This window comes from Flagellimonas aquimarina (assembly GCF_003149745.1).
GTDB lineage: Bacteria > Bacteroidota > Bacteroidia > Flavobacteriales > Flavobacteriaceae > Flagellimonas > Flagellimonas aquimarina.
Map to the genome: position 1 here is coordinate 218,794 of NZ_QGEG01000003.1, position 16,055 is coordinate 234,848.

Genomic DNA, 16,055 nt, shown 5'->3' on the forward strand with positions numbered 1-16,055 from the left:
TTCAAAAAAAATGATATTTATCACTTAGGATTTGAGCATATCTACAATTGCATCAATCTCATTTTCCGTATTATAGAAGTGAAAACTTAGACGAATACCGCTACCACGAAGCGCACAAACAACATTTTGTTGCTCAAGCTGTTTAAAAAGCTGTTTATCCCCCTTTATGTTAAATATGGTGCTGTGAAGATTTCTGTGCGCCACTTTTTCCTCCAAAAGATCCAATGCTAAAAATTCTGTTTTGGCCTTGGATGATAATTTTTCCATTTGGTCTGAAATATGGTTCATGCCAATGTTCTCTATAAAATTCAGTGAAAACTGCAGACTACCAAAGTTAAACGAATCTAAATGTCCGGGCTCTAAGTATTTACAGAAGGGGATATCGTTTCTTTTATCAATTATCCTATCCACAGAGCCGTTACCAATGAATTTAAGATCAAAACGTTCTTTTACTTCTTCTTTAACCAATACAAACCCGTTACCATAACCGGACAGTAACCACTTATATGCGCTTGCTCCCAAAATATCAATTCCAGAGTCCTCGAAATTAAATTCTTGAGTACCGCAGAATTGAGTTCCGTCCGCAATTATCAAAAGGTCTTTAAACTCGTTTTTGAGTTTCTTTAGAAATTCTAAATCTATTTTGATACCGTCTACCCATTGTACCACGCTTAGCGCTAAAACATCAATATTTCCCTTTTGTACCCTTTTGTAGATTTTTTCTTCTAGTTTTTCATCAATTTCAACATATTCCCTGTTAAAATCCCTAGTCTCAAAAGGCCAATTCAATGATGGGTAATCATCCTTTAAAAGGAGTACATTTTGCTTCTTTGACAGTCCTTCCAATAGCATATTTAGACCCAAAGTAAAGTTAGGTATCAATGCAACGTTTTTGGCTTTACAATTGAAAAACCTACCAACTTCATCCCTTACATTTGACATATTCTCAAAACTCTTCATTTTCATCTCGCTGCCCCCTATCAGGTAATCCAGATCATGTTCTTGTCTCCATTCAAGTAAATCTTCATATAGCAGACCTGTTGCTGCGGTATTGGCATATATGCACTGCTTTAAAACAGGGAATTTTTTTCTTAAGTTTTGCATTGATAATATTTTGTGCGTATTTCAATTATATTTGCTCATAAAGATAGCCATTCAATGTTATCAAAAAAGAAGGAACAAAATCCTGTTAATATAGAGCAACACGAGCTTTTGGAAAATGCCCAAAAGAGAATCCGTCAAAAAAAAAGGCTGTTTTCTCATTTTGTAGTCTTTCTAATAGGCAGTGTCTTTCTTGTTTTGATCAATAAGATCCTAAAGTATGGAGAAGCCTATGATTGGTTTGTTTGGGCGATTCTTTTATGGGCATTTTTATTTATAATACATGCATTCAATGTTTTTGTAACCCACAAGTTTATGGGACAAAATTGGGAGCGACAGCAGAGAGAAAAGTTGGTGAGCAAACAAAAGAAACGTATTGCAGAAATTCAAAAAGAGATTGACACGGATTTTCCACTTTCCAAAATAAATAAAAAAAAAGACCTGTGAGGCGATTGATTATTATTGCAGCAGCTGGAGAGAACAACGCTCTTGGCATAAACAACGATCTTCCTTGGCATCTACCGGATGATTTTAAGCGGTTTAAAACCTTGACTACCGGGCATAAAATAATTATGGGCCGTAAAACCTTGGAAAGTTTTCCAAAGGCTCTTCCAAACAGGGAACATATTGTGGTTACACGGGATAAAAATTATATTCCCAAATTTCCCTGCACCATAACACATTCAATAGAAAATGCTTTGGAACTAATAACTGGTGAAGAGTCTGCGTTTATTATTGGTGGTGGGGAAATTTATAAACAAGCTATGGAGTTTGCCACTGATATTGAGCTGACCAGAATTCATAGTTCTTTTGAGGCAGATACTTTTTTTCCAGCCATTGACGCAGACGATTGGGAACTGGTCTATGAAGAACATCATCCAAAAGACGAAAAACACCTACATGATTTCTCCTATCTTACCTATCGTAGAAAATGAATATTAAAAGTTTAGATAGGTCACCTCAACATTTGCACCTTCTACCATGCTTTTAAGAACTTCTGTATTTGAGTTGGACAAAAATATGTGCTTGGTATTATCTCTTTTTTTTGCCAAGAGCTGGTTTTTAATCAATATTGCATTTGTCTGCTTGGCCACAGCCTCTCCAGAATCTATAATTGTCACCTTTTGTGGAAGAAGACCCCTGAGCGCAGGAATAAGATAAGGATAGTGCGTACACCCCAAAACAAGGCAATCTATATCTTGCTCCAACATTGGGTTTATATATTGCTTTAAAAGCTCTGTTGTTGTTTTTGAATTGACCTTGTTAGCCTCAATCAACTCCACCAAACCAGTTCCTTCTTGCTCTAACACCGTGATACCTTCCGCAAATATTTTTGAGGTGCTATGGAACAAACTGCTAGAAAGAGTTCCTTTGGTTGCAAGAATACCTACTTTCTTTGTTTTTGTTTTTAGGGCAGCTGGTTTTATGGCGGGTTCAATTCCTATAAACGGAACTTCATAAGTAGCACGCAAATAATCAATAGCGTTTGTGGTAGCAGTGTTACAGGCAACTACAATTAACTTGCAATTTTCTTGAAGTAATAACTCTGTGTTTTTTACACTAAGCTCTAGAATCTCCTTTTTGGTTTTAGCACCGTATGGGGCATTCTTGCTATCCGCAAGGTAAATGGTATTTTCATTGGGAAGTAACTTTTGTATTTCCTTCCAAATGGATGTTCCGCCAACACCTGAATCAAAAATCCCAATGGGTTGTTGCATGCTCAAAAATAGATACTATAAATAGAAAATAAAAAACCGCTTTATCTTGTGGAGAAAGCGGTTGTAATATTGTTAGAGTAGAAATGTTAGAACCCTAATTCTTGTTTTACCGAAGGTAATAGGTCTTTGCCTTTGGCCACAATAAGACTAAGTCCTGGGCTAGCGTCCACTACATAATCAAAACCTTGTGCAGCTGCCACTTTTTCAATAGCTGTTTTAGCTTTGTCAGAGATAGGAGCAAACAATTCTTGTTGTTTCTTTTGCATTTCTTGAACGGCTGCTTGTTCGGCTTCTTGAATATTTTTCTCAAAACCTTGCAGTTCAACTGCTCTTTTTTGATTTTCTTCTTCAGATTTTGAAGTAGCCTCGTTAGAGTACTGGGTATACTTATTTTTAAGTTCAGTCATGGAACTTTCTATATCCGCTCTATACGTTTCCTGTAATTTTTTAAGTTCTGCTTGTGCGGATTTCATCTCCGGCATTTCAGACAATAATTGCTGCACGTTGATGTGGGCAATTTTGCTCTGCGCATTTACAAAACCAGTAGCCGCTACAAATAAAACTAAGGCTACAGCAATCTTCTTTACATTTTTCATGATTCTAAGTTACTATTTGAATGTTAATTTTAGTGTTTCAATATTTATTGTTGTATTGAATCCTTTTGTTGTTCTTGCGCTTTTTTCCGTTCTTCCAACTTGCCTTTTCTTTTGGCCTCACGCTCTTCCAATAGTTTCTTTCTTCGTTCCTCGTAAGCTTTTTTCCGTTCTTCTCTGAGCCTTAATTGCTCTGCTCTTCTATCTTCAGCTTCTTTAGTCTTGGCATCTCTAGCATTTTCAGCTTTTGCCTGCCTTTCTTTTAATGCTTCACTTACTTCTTTATCAGCTTCAACCTCTTCTTCTTTAAACTTGTCCAAGCGGTTTTTTTGTTGTTGCTTTTTATTGGATTTACTCACCTTTCTAGTCCGAGCTATCTCCCTTAAAACCAAGTCACTGATATCGTGCCTTTTTTCGGAGTACAACATTACAACATCTGCCGATTTATCAAAAATAAAATCGTATCTTTTATTTCCTCCAATTTTTTGGACTTCGTTAAAAACTTGGTCCTGTATGGGCTGAATCAAAAGTTGTTTCTGCAACACTAAATCTCCTTGTGGGCCAAAACGATTTTGTTGATAATCTAACATCTCCTTCTCCAAAATCTGGATTTCTTCTTCGCGTTCAGCAATCAACTCATCTGTTAAAAGCACTTTCTCCGCCATTAAATCCTTTTTTATCTGCTCAACAACACTTTGTTTAAGTTCAATTTCTTGTTTCCACTTTTGGGCCTTGGCATTTAATTGTTCTGTTGCATCTCTATATTCTTCCACATTTTCAAGGATATATTCCATATCCACATATCCAATTCGTACACCTCTTTGCGAGAAGCCATAAAAGGAAGACATCAAAACAACTAATGACAAAAAAACCTTGGTATTCATTTTTGATTCCGCTTTTTACTAAGAAAATATCGTGCCAAAATAACTAAATAATTTAAAATGAGCCATTTAGAAATTATAAAAACAGTATTTTTCTTCTGGTTAAAACTGTTGCCCGATAATGAAGTGCGTTTGCCAGCCACTTGGACCAACTGATGAAGGATTTGCATCTGTATCAAATCCATAACCAAAGTCAATACCCAAGAGACCGAATGCCGGCATAAAAATACGTAGCCCCACTCCGGCAGATCTTTTTAATTCAAACGGATTATACTCATTAAAATTGTTAAACGCGTTTCCTGCTTCCAAAAAGGAAAGTGCATAAATGGATGCTGAAGGTTTTAAGGTAAGCGGATAACGCAGTTCTAGAGAGAACTTATTATAAATTGTTCCCCCATCCCTTTCTTGGTTTCCCGTCACCGGATTGGTACTAAAAGGGGTCAACGAACTGTTTTCGTACCCTCTTAATTGAACGACATCTCTTCCATCCAAAGTAAAGTTTCCTAGACCATCTCCACCAACAAAGAAACGCTCAAAAGGAACAGCTCCAATATCATTGTTATAACTACCTAAAAAACCAAACTCTGCATTGGAGCGCAAGACCAGCTTGTCCACTAACCTTGTATACCAGTCTCCCTTAAATTTTATTTTGTAGAATTCCAATAGTTTAAAGCGTTCTTCCTCCAGTCTTTCCAATTCATCGCTTAGCTCAGAAAATTCCAACTGTTCTTCTATGTTGGCTGGATTAGGGCCAATTTCAAAAAGTCTTTCTGTAGTCTCACTTATATTGTTCCTTATCTCCTTAAAGTTCTTTCCGCTAAAAAGGGAGTACGGCGGGGTAAACTTTGCTGTCAGTTCAAAATTTGATCCTGTCAACGGGAATATTCTACTTGGTCCTTGTGAACTTCTTGATATTCCAAAAGTATAGCTCAAAGAGTTGGAACTACCATTACCAAAATTGAAAAGTCCATTATTGAAATCATTGAAATCATATAACTGATAGCTCAAAGAATGAGAGATTGTAAAGAAATCATCTGGCCACTGCACTCTTTTTGCAAGCCCAGCAGAGATTCCTGTTATTGAGAACCCTCTATCCCTATCAACATCCAACCTACCTTGATTGTTAAAATTGGTGGCAAACTGCTGAGTTCTTGACAAGGATAGGTTAAACCTTACCGGTTTTTTACCCCCCAACCAAGGCTCCGCAAAATTTAAACTATACACACGGAACGTTCTACTGGCTTGTAAACGGAGTGCGAATGTTTGACCATCTCCCATTGGAACGGGTTTATAGGCCTCACCCTTAAAAATGTTTCTTAGTGAAAAGTTACTGAAAGACAGACCCAGGGTTCCAATAAATCCTCCTCCACCGAAGCCACCTTGTAATTCAATTTGGCTAGAACCGGATTCCACTAAACTATATTGTATATCAACAGTACCTGCGTTAGGGTCAGGGTTTTGAATATCTGGTACAATTTGCTCCGCATCAAAAAACCCTAATTGCCCAAGCTCTCTAATACTACGAACAATGTTATCCTTACTATATTTTTGACCTGGTCTAGTACGTAACTCCCTGAAAATTACATGATCATTGGTCTTATCATTCCCTATTACCCTAACATGATCCAGAAAGGTTTCTTTACCTTCTATAATACGTATCTCAAAATTGATGGTATCGTTTATTGCCGACACTTCAACTGGGTTAATACTTGAAAACAAGTATCCATTGTTTTGATAGAGATTGGTCAAATCTTCACCATCCGGTTTGGAATCATCCGCTATTCGTTTTTTAAGTAGTACACCATTATATGTAGCCCCCTTACGAATACCCAGAACTTGACTCAACTGTCTGTCCGTGTAAACAGAATTACCTACAAAATTGATGTCTCCAAAATAGTATTTGTCCCCTTCCTCAACACTTATTTTTAAATCGATGTTGTTTTCATCAACTTTTACAAAAGTGTCGGATAAAATTCTTGCATCTCTATATCCTCTTTCTGCATAAGCATCTACAAGGCTAGAAAGGTCTTCTTTGTAATCGGCCTCTATATATTTTGATTTTTTCCAGAAACGATAAAACTTTTTCTTCTTGGTTTTCTTTAATGACTTTCCAAGTCTTTTGTCTGTAAGTTTTTCATTGCCTTCGAATATTATCTTCCTAATTTTTACTTTATCACCCTTTTTTACATTGATGACCATGCTCTGGGTATTGGTTCCAGAAGTATCCGCAGCAGTAGCAATATTTACTTTAGCATTTAAAAAACCTTGCTTTTTATACTTATTCTGAAGATAGTTTTTGGTATTAGCAATTAAACTCTCAGTGATTTTTTTACCCTTTTTAAGGTCAGTGTCATTTATGATATCCTCTACCTTTCGCTTTTTTACGCCATATACCGTTACGTTTGAAAGTGTTGGGCGTTCCAAAATGTTCAACTCCAGGAATATTTTGTCGCCTTCTATTTTTGTATAGTAGATTTCAACATTGCTGAACAGCTCTAGACTCCATAGCTTTTTAATAACAGCACTAATCTCATCTCCAGGAATGGTAATCGCCTGCCCAACTCTTAGACCGGTATAGGTCTTCACCGTTTGCTCATTATAGCTTTGCAGGCCAGTAACGGTAAGTCCACCTAAAATATAACTCTTACCATCTTCAAAGGAAGTTTCCTGAGAAAAGCCTTGGTTGGTAAAGAGTAGTAGAAGGAGTAGTTTTAAGTATAGTCGGGTGGAATTTTTTATGTCCTTAATTGAGTTGTTCGCTAGTTTTTCCAAATCGTCGTTCTCTATTTTGGTAACTTAATATTGCTTCTACCAAATGATGCTCACTAAAATCAGGCCAAAATACATCAATAAAATATAATTCAGCGTATGCAATTTGCCAAAGTAAAAAATTACTTATTCTACGTTCCCCACTGGTACGTATAAGTAAGTCTACATCTGGTAAAAAATGCGAGTAAAGATGAGTATTTATAACGGTTTCGTCAATATTTTCGGGTGAAATTATATTATTTTTAACTTTGATGCTAATCTCTTTTACGGCTGTTTTTATTTCTTCTCTTGAGCCATAGCTAAGCGCCAAAGTGAGCATCATGCCAGTATTGTCAGATGTTTTTGAAATAACTTCTGCAAGTTGCTTTTGGGCTTTTGAGGGCAAAGAATCTATATTTCCGATTGCATTTAGCCTAATATTATTTTTGTTGAGTGTTTTCAGTTCTTTGCGCAGAGAAGCGACCAAAAGCTTCATCAAGGTTTCCACCTCAAGTTTAGGGCGGTTCCAATTTTCAGTGGAAAATGCGTAAAGGGTTAAAAATTGAATTTGAAGTCTTGCACAGTTCTCAACAGTTTGCCTCACTGCCTCCACTCCGTTCTCGTGACCAAAAATCCTGAGTTTACCCCGTTGTTTGGCCCACCTACCATTACCATCCATGATAATGGCAACATGTTTTGGAAGCTTATCTGTGTTTACGTCCTCTAAAGTGTACATTTCTATTCAAAACAATCCTGGCAAGGCTTACGTCCAAAGGTATACGTTAATGTAAAACCTGAAAAGACGTACCAGTCATCGCTTAAAATATTTCCAAATCTAAATTGCTCAAAATTAGAACCTTCAGGATTGCTTCCATCCAAATTGTCTGTAAACGTATACCTCGCTCCAATTTCAGCACCAAGAATCAAAAATTGATTTAATCGATACTTTGCCCCTACCGTCATAGGAATTGCAAAACTACCTTCTTTTTGGTTAATATCCTGCACTTGAAGGGCATCAAAATAATTAAAATCGTACCTAAAGTAGGTAAGACCTGTATAAAGATAAGGGGTAAAGGCCGGTCCGAGCTTGTGAAGATTGTATTCAACAAAGTTAAATTCAATACCTGCAGAGGCCTCCAAAACAGAATTATCAATGACATATCCACGTTGTTCTCTTGAAGATTTACTGGATTTTGAGTCATCTGCGGTAAAACTGCCGTATAGCACACTTGCGCGCCAGGCATATCTCTTACTCTTATTCCACTTAAAGACACCTCCAAACGCTGGCCCAGATGGAAGTATATAATTTGTTCTGCCAACATCGCCAATTACATTTGCTCCGCCAGCAAAAAGGCCAATTTCATAGGTCTGGGCACTTACCTTAACCATAAAGCACAAAAAAATAGCCAAAACTATTCGCATACTATCCAAAAGTTATACATGTTAGAGGTAAAGGAAGGTCAATAGGTATACTGTTATAAATGTTCTCTTTTGTTAAACAGTTTTTAGCTTCTTTTATTGTTTTTGATAGGTTCAATTACGTTTATCTTGCCCCCAAAGTAATTTATTGCGAAGCGTTTTTAAAAAGCTTTCCGAGTGATATTCTATCATTTTGATTGTAAAATCAGATTTTTTAATGACGATTTCCTTTCCATTGGGAATACTTGCTATCCTAGAATCCAAGGAAACCAAATGGTTTTCTTCCCTCCCCGATACCTTTAACCTAATAAAAGTGTCATCTGAGATTACCAATGGACGTGCATTGAGATTATGAGGAGCTATTGGAGTTAGCACCAATGATTTAGCTGTAGGAGCTATTACCGGACCTCCACAGCTTAATGAATATCCGGTCGAGCCTGTTGGTGTTGAAACAATCAACCCATCTGCCCAGTAAGAAGTTAAATACTCATTGTTCAAATAGGTTTCTACTGTTATCATAGAAGTGGTATCCTTTCTACTAACAGTTATCTCATTCAGTGCAAAATTAATATCTCCAAATTCGTCCAAATCGGAATTTAAACCAACCTCCACCAAACTTCTCTCCTCTATCTTATAATGTCCTTCTACAAATTCAGTCACAATTTTCCGAACGTCCTCTTTTTTAAACGTAGATAAAAAACCCAATCTACCCGTATTAACCCCCACTAAGGGAATTCCAAGGTCTTTGACATAGGTTACTGCCCTAAGCATGGTACCGTCACCTCCAAAGCTTATGAACATATCAAAAGAACTGTCTAAGCCAGAGGTCTGGGAAAACACTCCGTACTCTAAATCTAAACCAAACTCGGAAAAAAGCTCAATAAACTCTTCTACCACGTAAACAGAAGCTTTTATCTTTTGGAGTTCCTCCAAAAGCTCCATGACATAGGTCTTATCCTGCTCCTGAAAAGCTTGACCAAAAACAGCGACTTTCATCTTAAACGTTAAGGTATTTTTCTAAATAATCTGACCGTTGCTTTAAATCTTCCAAAAACTGGTCATCACTATTTCCATAAACTATGGAGTAGTTGTACCTTCTAAAAGTCTGCGCCACCTCATTAAGGTTTAAAGTACCAACTTTCAATGTTATCTGTACTACGTCATTTTGGGAATCTGTAATAAATGCACCTAATAAACGGGCATTGTTACTTTCAACTATTTGGGCTATTTCACTAAAAGAATAGTCTTTTATCCCCCTTGCAACAACAAGAATTCCACCAGGTTCCCTAAAAAAAGGCGTATCTATAAAAAAGGCCACGATATCTTCTAAATCGTAATAACCGATTATCACTTGATTTTCATCTAAGACCGGAAGTACGTTCGCTTCGTTTCTTGAACACATCTCCAATACATCCAACCAAGCAGTATCTTTTGTAACTGAAAAAGTTTCCAGTTCAAACCTAAAATCTTCTATTTTTTTATCCGGCTCAAAACATGCCAGATCGTTTTCGGACAACAAACCAATGTAAATTCCATTTTCAGTAACCGCAACGTGTGAAAAAGTTGTTTCCTCAAAAAACCGAATTACCTCCTTTAAGGTCTCAGAGACCTCAAAAACGGGCACAGTGGTAATTATTTGATTTTGGATTTGCATTACATTTCTATTAGGCGCAAAATACTAATTTTAAATCGCAAAAGGCGTGCCTAATTCTTATTTTTGGCATTCAAAAAATACAATCTTATGACAAAATTAAGTGTCAACATCAATAAACTGGCAACATTAAGAAACTCAAGGGGTGGAAACATGCCCAATTTAATTAAATCTGCCAAGGATATTGAGTCTTTTGGTGCACAGGGCATAACGGTTCACCCAAGACCAGATGAGCGACATATTCGTTATAAAGATGCTTATGACCTCAAAGATGTTGTCACCACAGAGTACAATATAGAAGGTAATCCAATTCCAAAATTCGTGGAGATGGTTCTCAATATTAAACCAACACAGGTCACCTTAGTGCCAGATGCCGAAGATGCAATTACTTCCAATGCAGGTTGGGACACTTTAAAACATAAAGATTTTTTGAGAGATGTAATCAAGACCTTTCAAGCTAGCGGAATCCGAACCTCCATCTTTGTAGATGCAGATGTGGAGATGGTCAAAGGGGCCGCCCAAACTGGAACGGATAGAATAGAACTATACACGGAGAGTTTTGCAAAAGGGTTTTTGGAAGGAAAAAAAACAGAAAGCATTCAATCTTTTATTGATGCTGCCAAAATGGCCAATAAAATGAATTTGGGCATCAATGCCGGTCATGATTTAAGTTTGGACAACATCAAATTTTTCAAGGAAAACATTCCTAACCTATTGGAAGTTTCCATTGGGCATGCGCTTATTTGCGAATCGCTCTATTTGGGATTGGAAAATGTAATCAATATGTACCTGCATAGATTAAAATAATGGAACTACTACACTCAAAAATTTTGGGCGAAGGAACGCCACTGTTGATTCTTCATGGATTTTTAGGAATGTCTGACAATTGGAAGACCCTAGGGAATCAATTTGCTGAAAATGGATATCAAGTGCATTTGGTGGATCAACGCAATCATGGGAAAAGTTTTCACTCAGTTGATTTTGACTATGAATTGATGAGCGAGGATGTTTTATATTATATGGACTCCCATAAAATTGACTTTGCCAATTTCATTGGCCACTCCATGGGGGGCAAAACAGTTATGCAACTGGCCACCTCAAATCCAAAACTTGTAACCAAATTGATCGTTGCAGATATTTCACCAAAATACTACCCCCCGCATCATCAACCTATTATTGATGCTTTAGGAAAACTGGATTTTTCAAAAATATCAAGCAGAAAAGAAGCAGATCAGGAGCTTTCCAATTATCTGACTGATTTTGGAATACGTCAATTTCTTTTAAAAAACCTCCATTGGGTGGAGCAGGGGAAATTGGGCTTGCGTTTCAACTATGAAGTCCTAAAAAACAAAATGGATGAAATTGGAGAAAATATAAGCGCTACGGCAAATTATGACGGCCCTACGCTATTCCTTCGCGGCGATAGGTCTGAGTACATTATGCCCAATGACTTTCCGGAAATAAAAAGACATTTCCCAAATGCTGATATTGAAACTGTTGAAAACGCCGGTCATTGGCTCCATGCAGAGAACCCAAAACAGTTTCTTGAAAAGACGCTCCACTTTCTAAATTCATAAAATTCAGTGCTTTTTATTATGCATGCATAATTTTTTTGCCTAATTAATTGTCTGTATAACAAATTTGACATAGTTTTGGTTTATACAGGTTTAACTAAAATTTAACCTATAACTAACTCTAACAGATTTTAAAGATGAAAAAGTTTTATGCCCTGCTCCCCTTCTTAGGCTTATTCTTGATAGCATGTTCAGATGATGATACCCCACTGCCAACAACACCAGATCCAGACCCGATAGTTATCACCCCAGGATCAGCTGATTTCACAAAATACGTAGCGGTAGGAAATTCGCTTACAGCCGGATTCTCTGACAATGCCCTCTTTAGTTCTGGGCAGGCAGCTTCTTTTCCAAATATGTTGGCTTCAAATTTTGCACTAGCAGGTGGTGGAGATTTTTCAATTCCATTTATGGCAGATGATTTAGGAGGTGCTACAATAAACGGACAGACAGATGCCAATATGGACGGTTCACCAGACATTGGCAACAGATTGATTCTTCAATTTACTGCAGATGGACCCGCACCAACCCCAAAAGAGGGCGTTGGCACAACCGAAATCACAACTAAACTAACAGGACCTTTCAACAATATGGGAGTTCCAGGGGCAAAAAGTTACGAGCTTTTAGCTCCAGGATATGGCAGCCTAGCAGGCTTAGCGGTAGGAGCGGCCAATCCTTATTTTGTTCGTTTCTCTTCTGCAGAAGATGCTTCTGTAATTGGAGACGCTGCCGCCCAAGCACCATCTTTCTTTTCATTGTGGGCAGGATCTAATGACATTCTGTTATACGCAACAAGTGGTGGGTCTGGAACAAATCAGTTAGATCCTATGGTCAGTCCAGCAACCTATGCAAGAAACGATATTACAAATCCATTGGTTTTGGCCGGAGCATTGGATGGCATGTTACAAGCACTCACAGCTGGTGGTGCAAAAGGGGTGATTGCCAACATTCCAAGTGTTACCGATATTCCATTTTTTACTACGGTACCATTTGCACCCTTAAGCCCTGAAAACCCAGCCTTTGGACCTCAAATTCCAGTTTTAAATGCTCAATTTGCTGGATTAAACTTGGTTTTTCAAGCTTTGATGGTCCCAGAAAGACAATTTATTTTTTCCGAATCTGCAGCCAGTGCGGTGATTATTAAGGACGAGGATTTACCAGATTTATCAGCCCAAATAACTGGAGCGTTAATGATGAATGGTGTTGATGCCGCCACAGCAGGGGTAACAGGTTTGCTATATGGCCAAGCTCGTCAGGCAAATGAAGATGACCTTTTGGTTCTCACCAGCCAAACTGCAATTGCCCAATTAAATGAAGAAGCCTTTGCCATGCTACAAGGCTTAGGACTACCTCCTGAAACCGCAGGTCAGTTAGCTGTAAACGGTGTCACTTTTCCTTTGGAAGACCAATGGGTCTTAACTCCAGAAGAACAAACTGCAGTTGCTGATGCCTTAACAGCATACAACCAAACTATTTCAGCTTTAGCCACACAATATGATTTGGCTTTTGTTGACGCCAACGCATTGTTGGCCGAGTTAAAAGCTACAGGTTTTCCATTACCAGATGGCAGTGTGGTAACCTCTACCTTTGGTACTGGTGGTGGTTTCTCATTAGATGGTGTGCATCCTGCACCAAGAGGGTATGCAATTTTGGCCAATGCCTTTCTTGAAGCTATAAATGAAAAATATGGTTCTAACTTCCCAGGTGTAAATCCGTTAGATTTTACTGGACTTTATATTGATTAACTACACTCAAATTCATTATATTAAAGGCACTGTTAATAAACAGTGCCTTTTTTTTATTAAGATAAACAAGCTCATATGAAACTGCTCTTAAAACTGCTCTTAAATGCAATTGCCGTAATTATACTTTCTTACGTTCTACCCGGTGTAGGGGTAGACTCTATGACCACAGCAATTATTGTTGCCTTGGTACTAAGCGTCCTTAACTTTATTGTAAAGCCAATACTGGTTATTCTAACCTTACCCATAACCATAGTAACACTAGGCCTGTTCTTACTGGTCATCAACGCAATTATTATTCTGATCGCCGCTGATTTCATTTCAGGGTTTCAAGTTTCCAGCATTTGGTGGGCCATCATTTTCAGTCTATTACTTTCATTTTTGCAGTCTATTTTACATTCAATCATTAAAGAGGACAAAAAGAAATGATAATGTTTGGCAATCAACACTTTAAAAAAGTTGTTGTCATGCAGAAAATGCATTACTTTTGCCACCCATTTTTGAATAGGAAAATTAAGTAGCAGATGAATATCACTAAAGAGCAGATTGACGAGCTTAATGCGGTTGTAAAAGTTGCCATAAGTAAAGATGATTATCAAGATAATGTAGAGAAAATCCTTAGGGATTATAGAAAGCAGGCCAATATTCCTGGTTTTCGTAAGGGCCAAGTTCCCATGGGCCTTATTAAAAAGCAGTATGGTAAAGCCGTTTTGGTTGATGAGGTAAACAAATTACTCCAAGATAACCTAAACAAGTACCTAACTGAAGAAAAACTGGATGTTTTGGGCAACCCTTTGCCAAAGCAACAAGATAATTTTGATTGGGACAATGACAATCTTGATTTTGAATTTGAACTAGGTTTAGCTCCCAGTTTTGATGTCCAGATAAAGACTAAAAAGGCAGTTATCCAATACAAAATTGTTGCAGATAAAAAGATGATCGAGGAGCAAGTGGATCGTATTCAAAAACAATACGGAAAACTAGTTTCTAAAACAGAAATCGGAAAATCGGATGAAGTAACGGGCACCTTCATAAATGAGACTGAGGAAATAGAACACAAGTCCACTGTTGAACTAGATAAAATTAAAAGTAAAAAGGCTATTGATGCTCTTGTGGGCAAAAAAGTTGGAGAGACTGTCTCACTTAAGACAAAAGGCCTTTTTAAAGAAGATTACTTACTTTCAAGCGCTCTTGGCATAGACAGGGAAAAAGCAGAAAAATTAAATATAGAGGTCTCCTTGAACATTGAGGAAATAAATGAACGTGAACCTGCCACGCTTGACCAAGAATTGTTTGATAAGTTATTTGGAAAGGACAATGTAAAGTCTGAAAAAGAATTAAAAGAGAAAATCAAAGAAGATTCTGAGAAGCAGTTTGAACAACAATCCGATCAGAAGTTGTTGAACGATGTTACTGAAAAACTAATAGAGAACACCAAATTTGATCTGCCAGCTGAATTTCTTAGAAAATGGATTCAAGTAAGTGGTGAAAACCCACTATCTGATGATGAAGCCAAGGAAGAATTCGACAAATCAGAAAAAGGACTTCGCTATCAACTAATCGAAGGCAAGATAATCCAAGAAAACAATCTTCAAGTTCAAATGGACGAATTGAAGGAATTCTCAAAAGGTTTTATCAAATCTCAAATGGCTCAATATGGCCATTTAGACCCTAAAGAAGAAGAATTGGAAAACATTGCCATGCGTGTAATGAGCAACCAAGACGAAGTAAAAAGGCTTTCTGAGCAGCTTATGAGCCAGAAGTTATTGGATTTATTCAAGGAAAAGGCAAACCTAAAAGTAAAAGAGGTCACCTATGACGACTTTGTTAAAGAGGCCTATAGCTAATCTTAAGCTAAAAGAAATTTAAGTATCTTTACGGTGCCGAAAAGCTTAATTTTCGGCACCTTTTTTTTAAGCAAAATCGAAGAAAATCCTATGGATTACGGAACAGAATTCAAAAAATACGCCACCAAGCACCATGGAATAAACAGTATGTACTACGATCAAATAATGAGCAGTATGTACCCCATGAACATGACACCAAATATCATTGAGGAAAGACAGCTAAACGCTATTGCAATGGATGTTTTTTCTAGGTTGATGATGGATCGTATTATATTTTTAGGAACAGGCATCAATGATCAAGTGGCCAATATAGTGCAGGCACAATTACTCTTTTTAGAAAGTGCAGATGCTGTAAAGGACATCCAAATTTATATCAATTCTCCTGGAGGAAGTGTTTATGCCGGATTGGGAATTTATGACACCATGCAATTCATCAAGCCAGATGTAGCAACTATTTGTACGGGTATAGCAGCTTCTATGGCAGCTGTGCTTCTTTGTGCAGGGCAAGATGGAAAAAGAAGTGGGTTAACTCACTCTAGAGTTATGATCCATCAACCTTTGTCTGGAGCTCAAGGTCAAGCCAGCGATATAGAAATTGCTGCGAAAGAGGTACTTAAGATAAAAGATGAATTGTATCAGATCATATCCAACCATTCAGGGCAAACCTTTGACAAAGTCTATGAAGACAGTGACAGAGACTACTGGATGAAGGCTGAAGAAGCCAAGAAATATGGTATGATCGATGAAATTTTGGTAAGGGAAAAGCCCTAAAACCGAACCA

General features: G+C 37.5%; 17 protein-coding genes. 8 read left to right on the forward strand and 9 right to left on the reverse strand.

Translation table 11 applies throughout. From position 1 onward, the window contains the following. Positions 1 to 24: 24 nt before the first annotated feature. Positions 25 to 1,104, reverse strand: a complete 1,080-nt coding sequence (locus DKG77_RS14195) for an aminotransferase class V-fold PLP-dependent enzyme (protein WP_109664282.1) — start codon at positions 1,102 to 1,104, stop codon at positions 25 to 27. Between the two features lie 54 nt (positions 1,105 to 1,158). Between DKG77_RS14195 and DKG77_RS14200 the strand changes: the two genes are divergently transcribed. After that, positions 1,159 to 1,548 carry a 2TM domain-containing protein gene (locus DKG77_RS14200; protein ID WP_109664285.1) on the forward strand — a complete coding sequence of 130 codons (390 nt, stop codon included), beginning with the start codon at positions 1,159 to 1,161 and terminating at the stop codon, positions 1,546 to 1,548. Continuing rightward, positions 1,545 to 2,036: a dihydrofolate reductase gene (locus DKG77_RS14205; RefSeq protein ID WP_109664288.1), complete on the forward strand. Its 492-nt coding sequence runs from the start codon at positions 1,545 to 1,547 to the stop codon at positions 2,034 to 2,036. The genes DKG77_RS14200 and DKG77_RS14205 overlap by 4 nt, the downstream gene beginning before the upstream one ends. Positions 2,037 to 2,039: 3 nt before the next feature. On the opposite strand, the gene murI is transcribed toward DKG77_RS14205, so the two are convergent. The 8 genes from murI to DKG77_RS14245 form a co-directional block, all read right to left on the reverse strand. Next, positions 2,040 to 2,819, reverse strand: a complete 780-nt coding sequence (gene murI / locus DKG77_RS14210; protein WP_109664291.1) for a glutamate racemase — start codon at positions 2,817 to 2,819, stop codon at positions 2,040 to 2,042. A gap of 86 nt (positions 2,820 to 2,905) precedes the next feature. Then, positions 2,906 to 3,415 carry an OmpH/Skp family outer membrane protein gene (locus DKG77_RS14215; RefSeq protein ID WP_109664294.1) on the reverse strand — a complete coding sequence of 170 codons (510 nt, stop codon included), beginning with the start codon at positions 3,413 to 3,415 and terminating at the stop codon, positions 2,906 to 2,908. 44 nt (positions 3,416 to 3,459) lie between these two features. After that, on the reverse strand, positions 3,460 to 4,296 hold the full coding sequence (locus DKG77_RS14220) for an OmpH/Skp family outer membrane protein (RefSeq protein WP_109664296.1): 837 nt from the start codon (positions 4,294 to 4,296) through the stop codon (positions 3,460 to 3,462). 99 nt (positions 4,297 to 4,395) lie between these two features. Continuing rightward, a complete protein-coding gene (locus tag DKG77_RS14225) occupies positions 4,396 to 7,065 on the reverse strand; it encodes a BamA/OMP85 family outer membrane protein (RefSeq protein WP_109664299.1) in 2,670 nt (889 codons plus the stop codon). Then, entirely contained in the window at positions 7,037 to 7,777 is a 741-nt protein-coding gene (locus DKG77_RS14230; RefSeq protein WP_109664302.1) for an isoprenyl transferase, read from the reverse strand. Before DKG77_RS14230 ends, DKG77_RS14225 begins: the two co-directional genes overlap by 29 nt. Before the next feature lie 2 nt (positions 7,778 to 7,779). Then, positions 7,780 to 8,463 (reverse strand): type IX secretion system protein PorG, encoded by a 684-nt coding sequence (gene porG, locus DKG77_RS14235; RefSeq protein ID WP_109664305.1) that lies wholly within the window; start codon positions 8,461 to 8,463, stop codon positions 7,780 to 7,782. Between the two features lie 111 nt (positions 8,464 to 8,574). Then, on the reverse strand, positions 8,575 to 9,456 hold the full coding sequence (locus DKG77_RS14240; RefSeq protein WP_109664306.1) for an NAD kinase: 882 nt from the start codon (positions 9,454 to 9,456) through the stop codon (positions 8,575 to 8,577). Position 9,457: 1 nt separating this feature from the next. Next, positions 9,458 to 10,114 (reverse strand): CBS domain-containing protein, encoded by a 657-nt coding sequence (locus tag DKG77_RS14245; RefSeq protein WP_109664309.1) that lies wholly within the window; start codon positions 10,112 to 10,114, stop codon positions 9,458 to 9,460. Positions 10,115 to 10,201: 87 nt separating this feature from the next. Here DKG77_RS14245 and DKG77_RS14250 point away from each other — a divergent pair, with 87 nt between their 5' ends. The 6 genes from DKG77_RS14250 (at position 10,202) to clpP (ending at position 16,045) form a co-directional block, all read left to right on the forward strand. Then, positions 10,202 to 10,918: a pyridoxine 5'-phosphate synthase gene (locus DKG77_RS14250; protein WP_109664311.1), complete on the forward strand. Its 717-nt coding sequence runs from the start codon at positions 10,202 to 10,204 to the stop codon at positions 10,916 to 10,918. After that, positions 10,918 to 11,688 (forward strand): alpha/beta fold hydrolase, encoded by a 771-nt coding sequence (locus DKG77_RS14255; RefSeq protein WP_109664314.1) that lies wholly within the window; start codon positions 10,918 to 10,920, stop codon positions 11,686 to 11,688. The genes DKG77_RS14250 and DKG77_RS14255 overlap by 1 nt, the downstream gene beginning before the upstream one ends. Before the next feature lie 134 nt (positions 11,689 to 11,822). Further along, complete coding sequence (locus tag DKG77_RS14260; protein WP_109664317.1) at positions 11,823 to 13,430, forward strand: SGNH/GDSL hydrolase family protein; 1,608 nt, start codon at positions 11,823 to 11,825, stop codon at positions 13,428 to 13,430. Positions 13,431 to 13,505: 75 nt separating this feature from the next. Beyond that, positions 13,506 to 13,856 (forward strand): phage holin family protein, encoded by a 351-nt coding sequence (locus tag DKG77_RS14265; RefSeq protein WP_109664320.1) that lies wholly within the window; start codon positions 13,506 to 13,508, stop codon positions 13,854 to 13,856. 95 nt (positions 13,857 to 13,951) lie between these two features. Further along, on the forward strand, positions 13,952 to 15,274 hold the full coding sequence (tig, locus tag DKG77_RS14270) for a trigger factor (RefSeq protein WP_109664322.1): 1,323 nt from the start codon (positions 13,952 to 13,954) through the stop codon (positions 15,272 to 15,274). Positions 15,275 to 15,364: 90 nt separating this feature from the next. Next, a complete protein-coding gene (gene clpP / locus DKG77_RS14275) occupies positions 15,365 to 16,045 on the forward strand; it encodes an ATP-dependent Clp endopeptidase proteolytic subunit ClpP (protein ID WP_109664325.1) in 681 nt (226 codons plus the stop codon). The last annotated feature ends 10 nt before the right edge of the window (positions 16,046 to 16,055 follow it).

Excerpts from the sequence above, each read along its gene's own strand:
- DKG77_RS14195 (WP_109664282.1), bottom strand. The coding sequence starts at position 1,104 with ATGCAAAACTTAAGAAAAAAATTCCCTGTTTTAAAGCAGTGCATATAT.
- DKG77_RS14200 (WP_109664285.1), top strand. The coding sequence starts at position 1,159 with ATGTTATCAAAAAAGAAGGAACAAAATCCTGTTAATATAGAGCAACAC.
- murI (WP_109664291.1), bottom strand. The coding sequence starts at position 2,819 with ATGCAACAACCCATTGGGATTTTTGATTCAGGTGTTGGCGGAACATCC.
- DKG77_RS14215 (WP_109664294.1), bottom strand. The coding sequence starts at position 3,415 with ATGAAAAATGTAAAGAAGATTGCTGTAGCCTTAGTTTTATTTGTAGCG.
- DKG77_RS14220 (WP_109664296.1), bottom strand. The coding sequence starts at position 4,296 with ATGAATACCAAGGTTTTTTTGTCATTAGTTGTTTTGATGTCTTCCTTT.
- DKG77_RS14230 (WP_109664302.1), bottom strand. The coding sequence starts at position 7,777 with ATGTACACTTTAGAGGACGTAAACACAGATAAGCTTCCAAAACATGTT.
- porG (WP_109664305.1), bottom strand. The coding sequence starts at position 8,463 with ATGCGAATAGTTTTGGCTATTTTTTTGTGCTTTATGGTTAAGGTAAGT.
- DKG77_RS14240 (WP_109664306.1), bottom strand. The coding sequence starts at position 9,456 with ATGAAAGTCGCTGTTTTTGGTCAAGCTTTTCAGGAGCAGGATAAGACC.
- DKG77_RS14245 (WP_109664309.1), bottom strand. The coding sequence starts at position 10,114 with ATGCAAATCCAAAATCAAATAATTACCACTGTGCCCGTTTTTGAGGTC.
- DKG77_RS14250 (WP_109664311.1), top strand. The coding sequence starts at position 10,202 with ATGACAAAATTAAGTGTCAACATCAATAAACTGGCAACATTAAGAAAC.
- DKG77_RS14255 (WP_109664314.1), top strand. The coding sequence starts at position 10,918 with ATGGAACTACTACACTCAAAAATTTTGGGCGAAGGAACGCCACTGTTG.
- DKG77_RS14260 (WP_109664317.1), top strand. The coding sequence starts at position 11,823 with ATGAAAAAGTTTTATGCCCTGCTCCCCTTCTTAGGCTTATTCTTGATA.
- DKG77_RS14265 (WP_109664320.1), top strand. The coding sequence starts at position 13,506 with ATGAAACTGCTCTTAAAACTGCTCTTAAATGCAATTGCCGTAATTATA.
- tig (WP_109664322.1), top strand. The coding sequence starts at position 13,952 with ATGAATATCACTAAAGAGCAGATTGACGAGCTTAATGCGGTTGTAAAA.
- clpP (WP_109664325.1), top strand. The coding sequence starts at position 15,365 with ATGGATTACGGAACAGAATTCAAAAAATACGCCACCAAGCACCATGGA.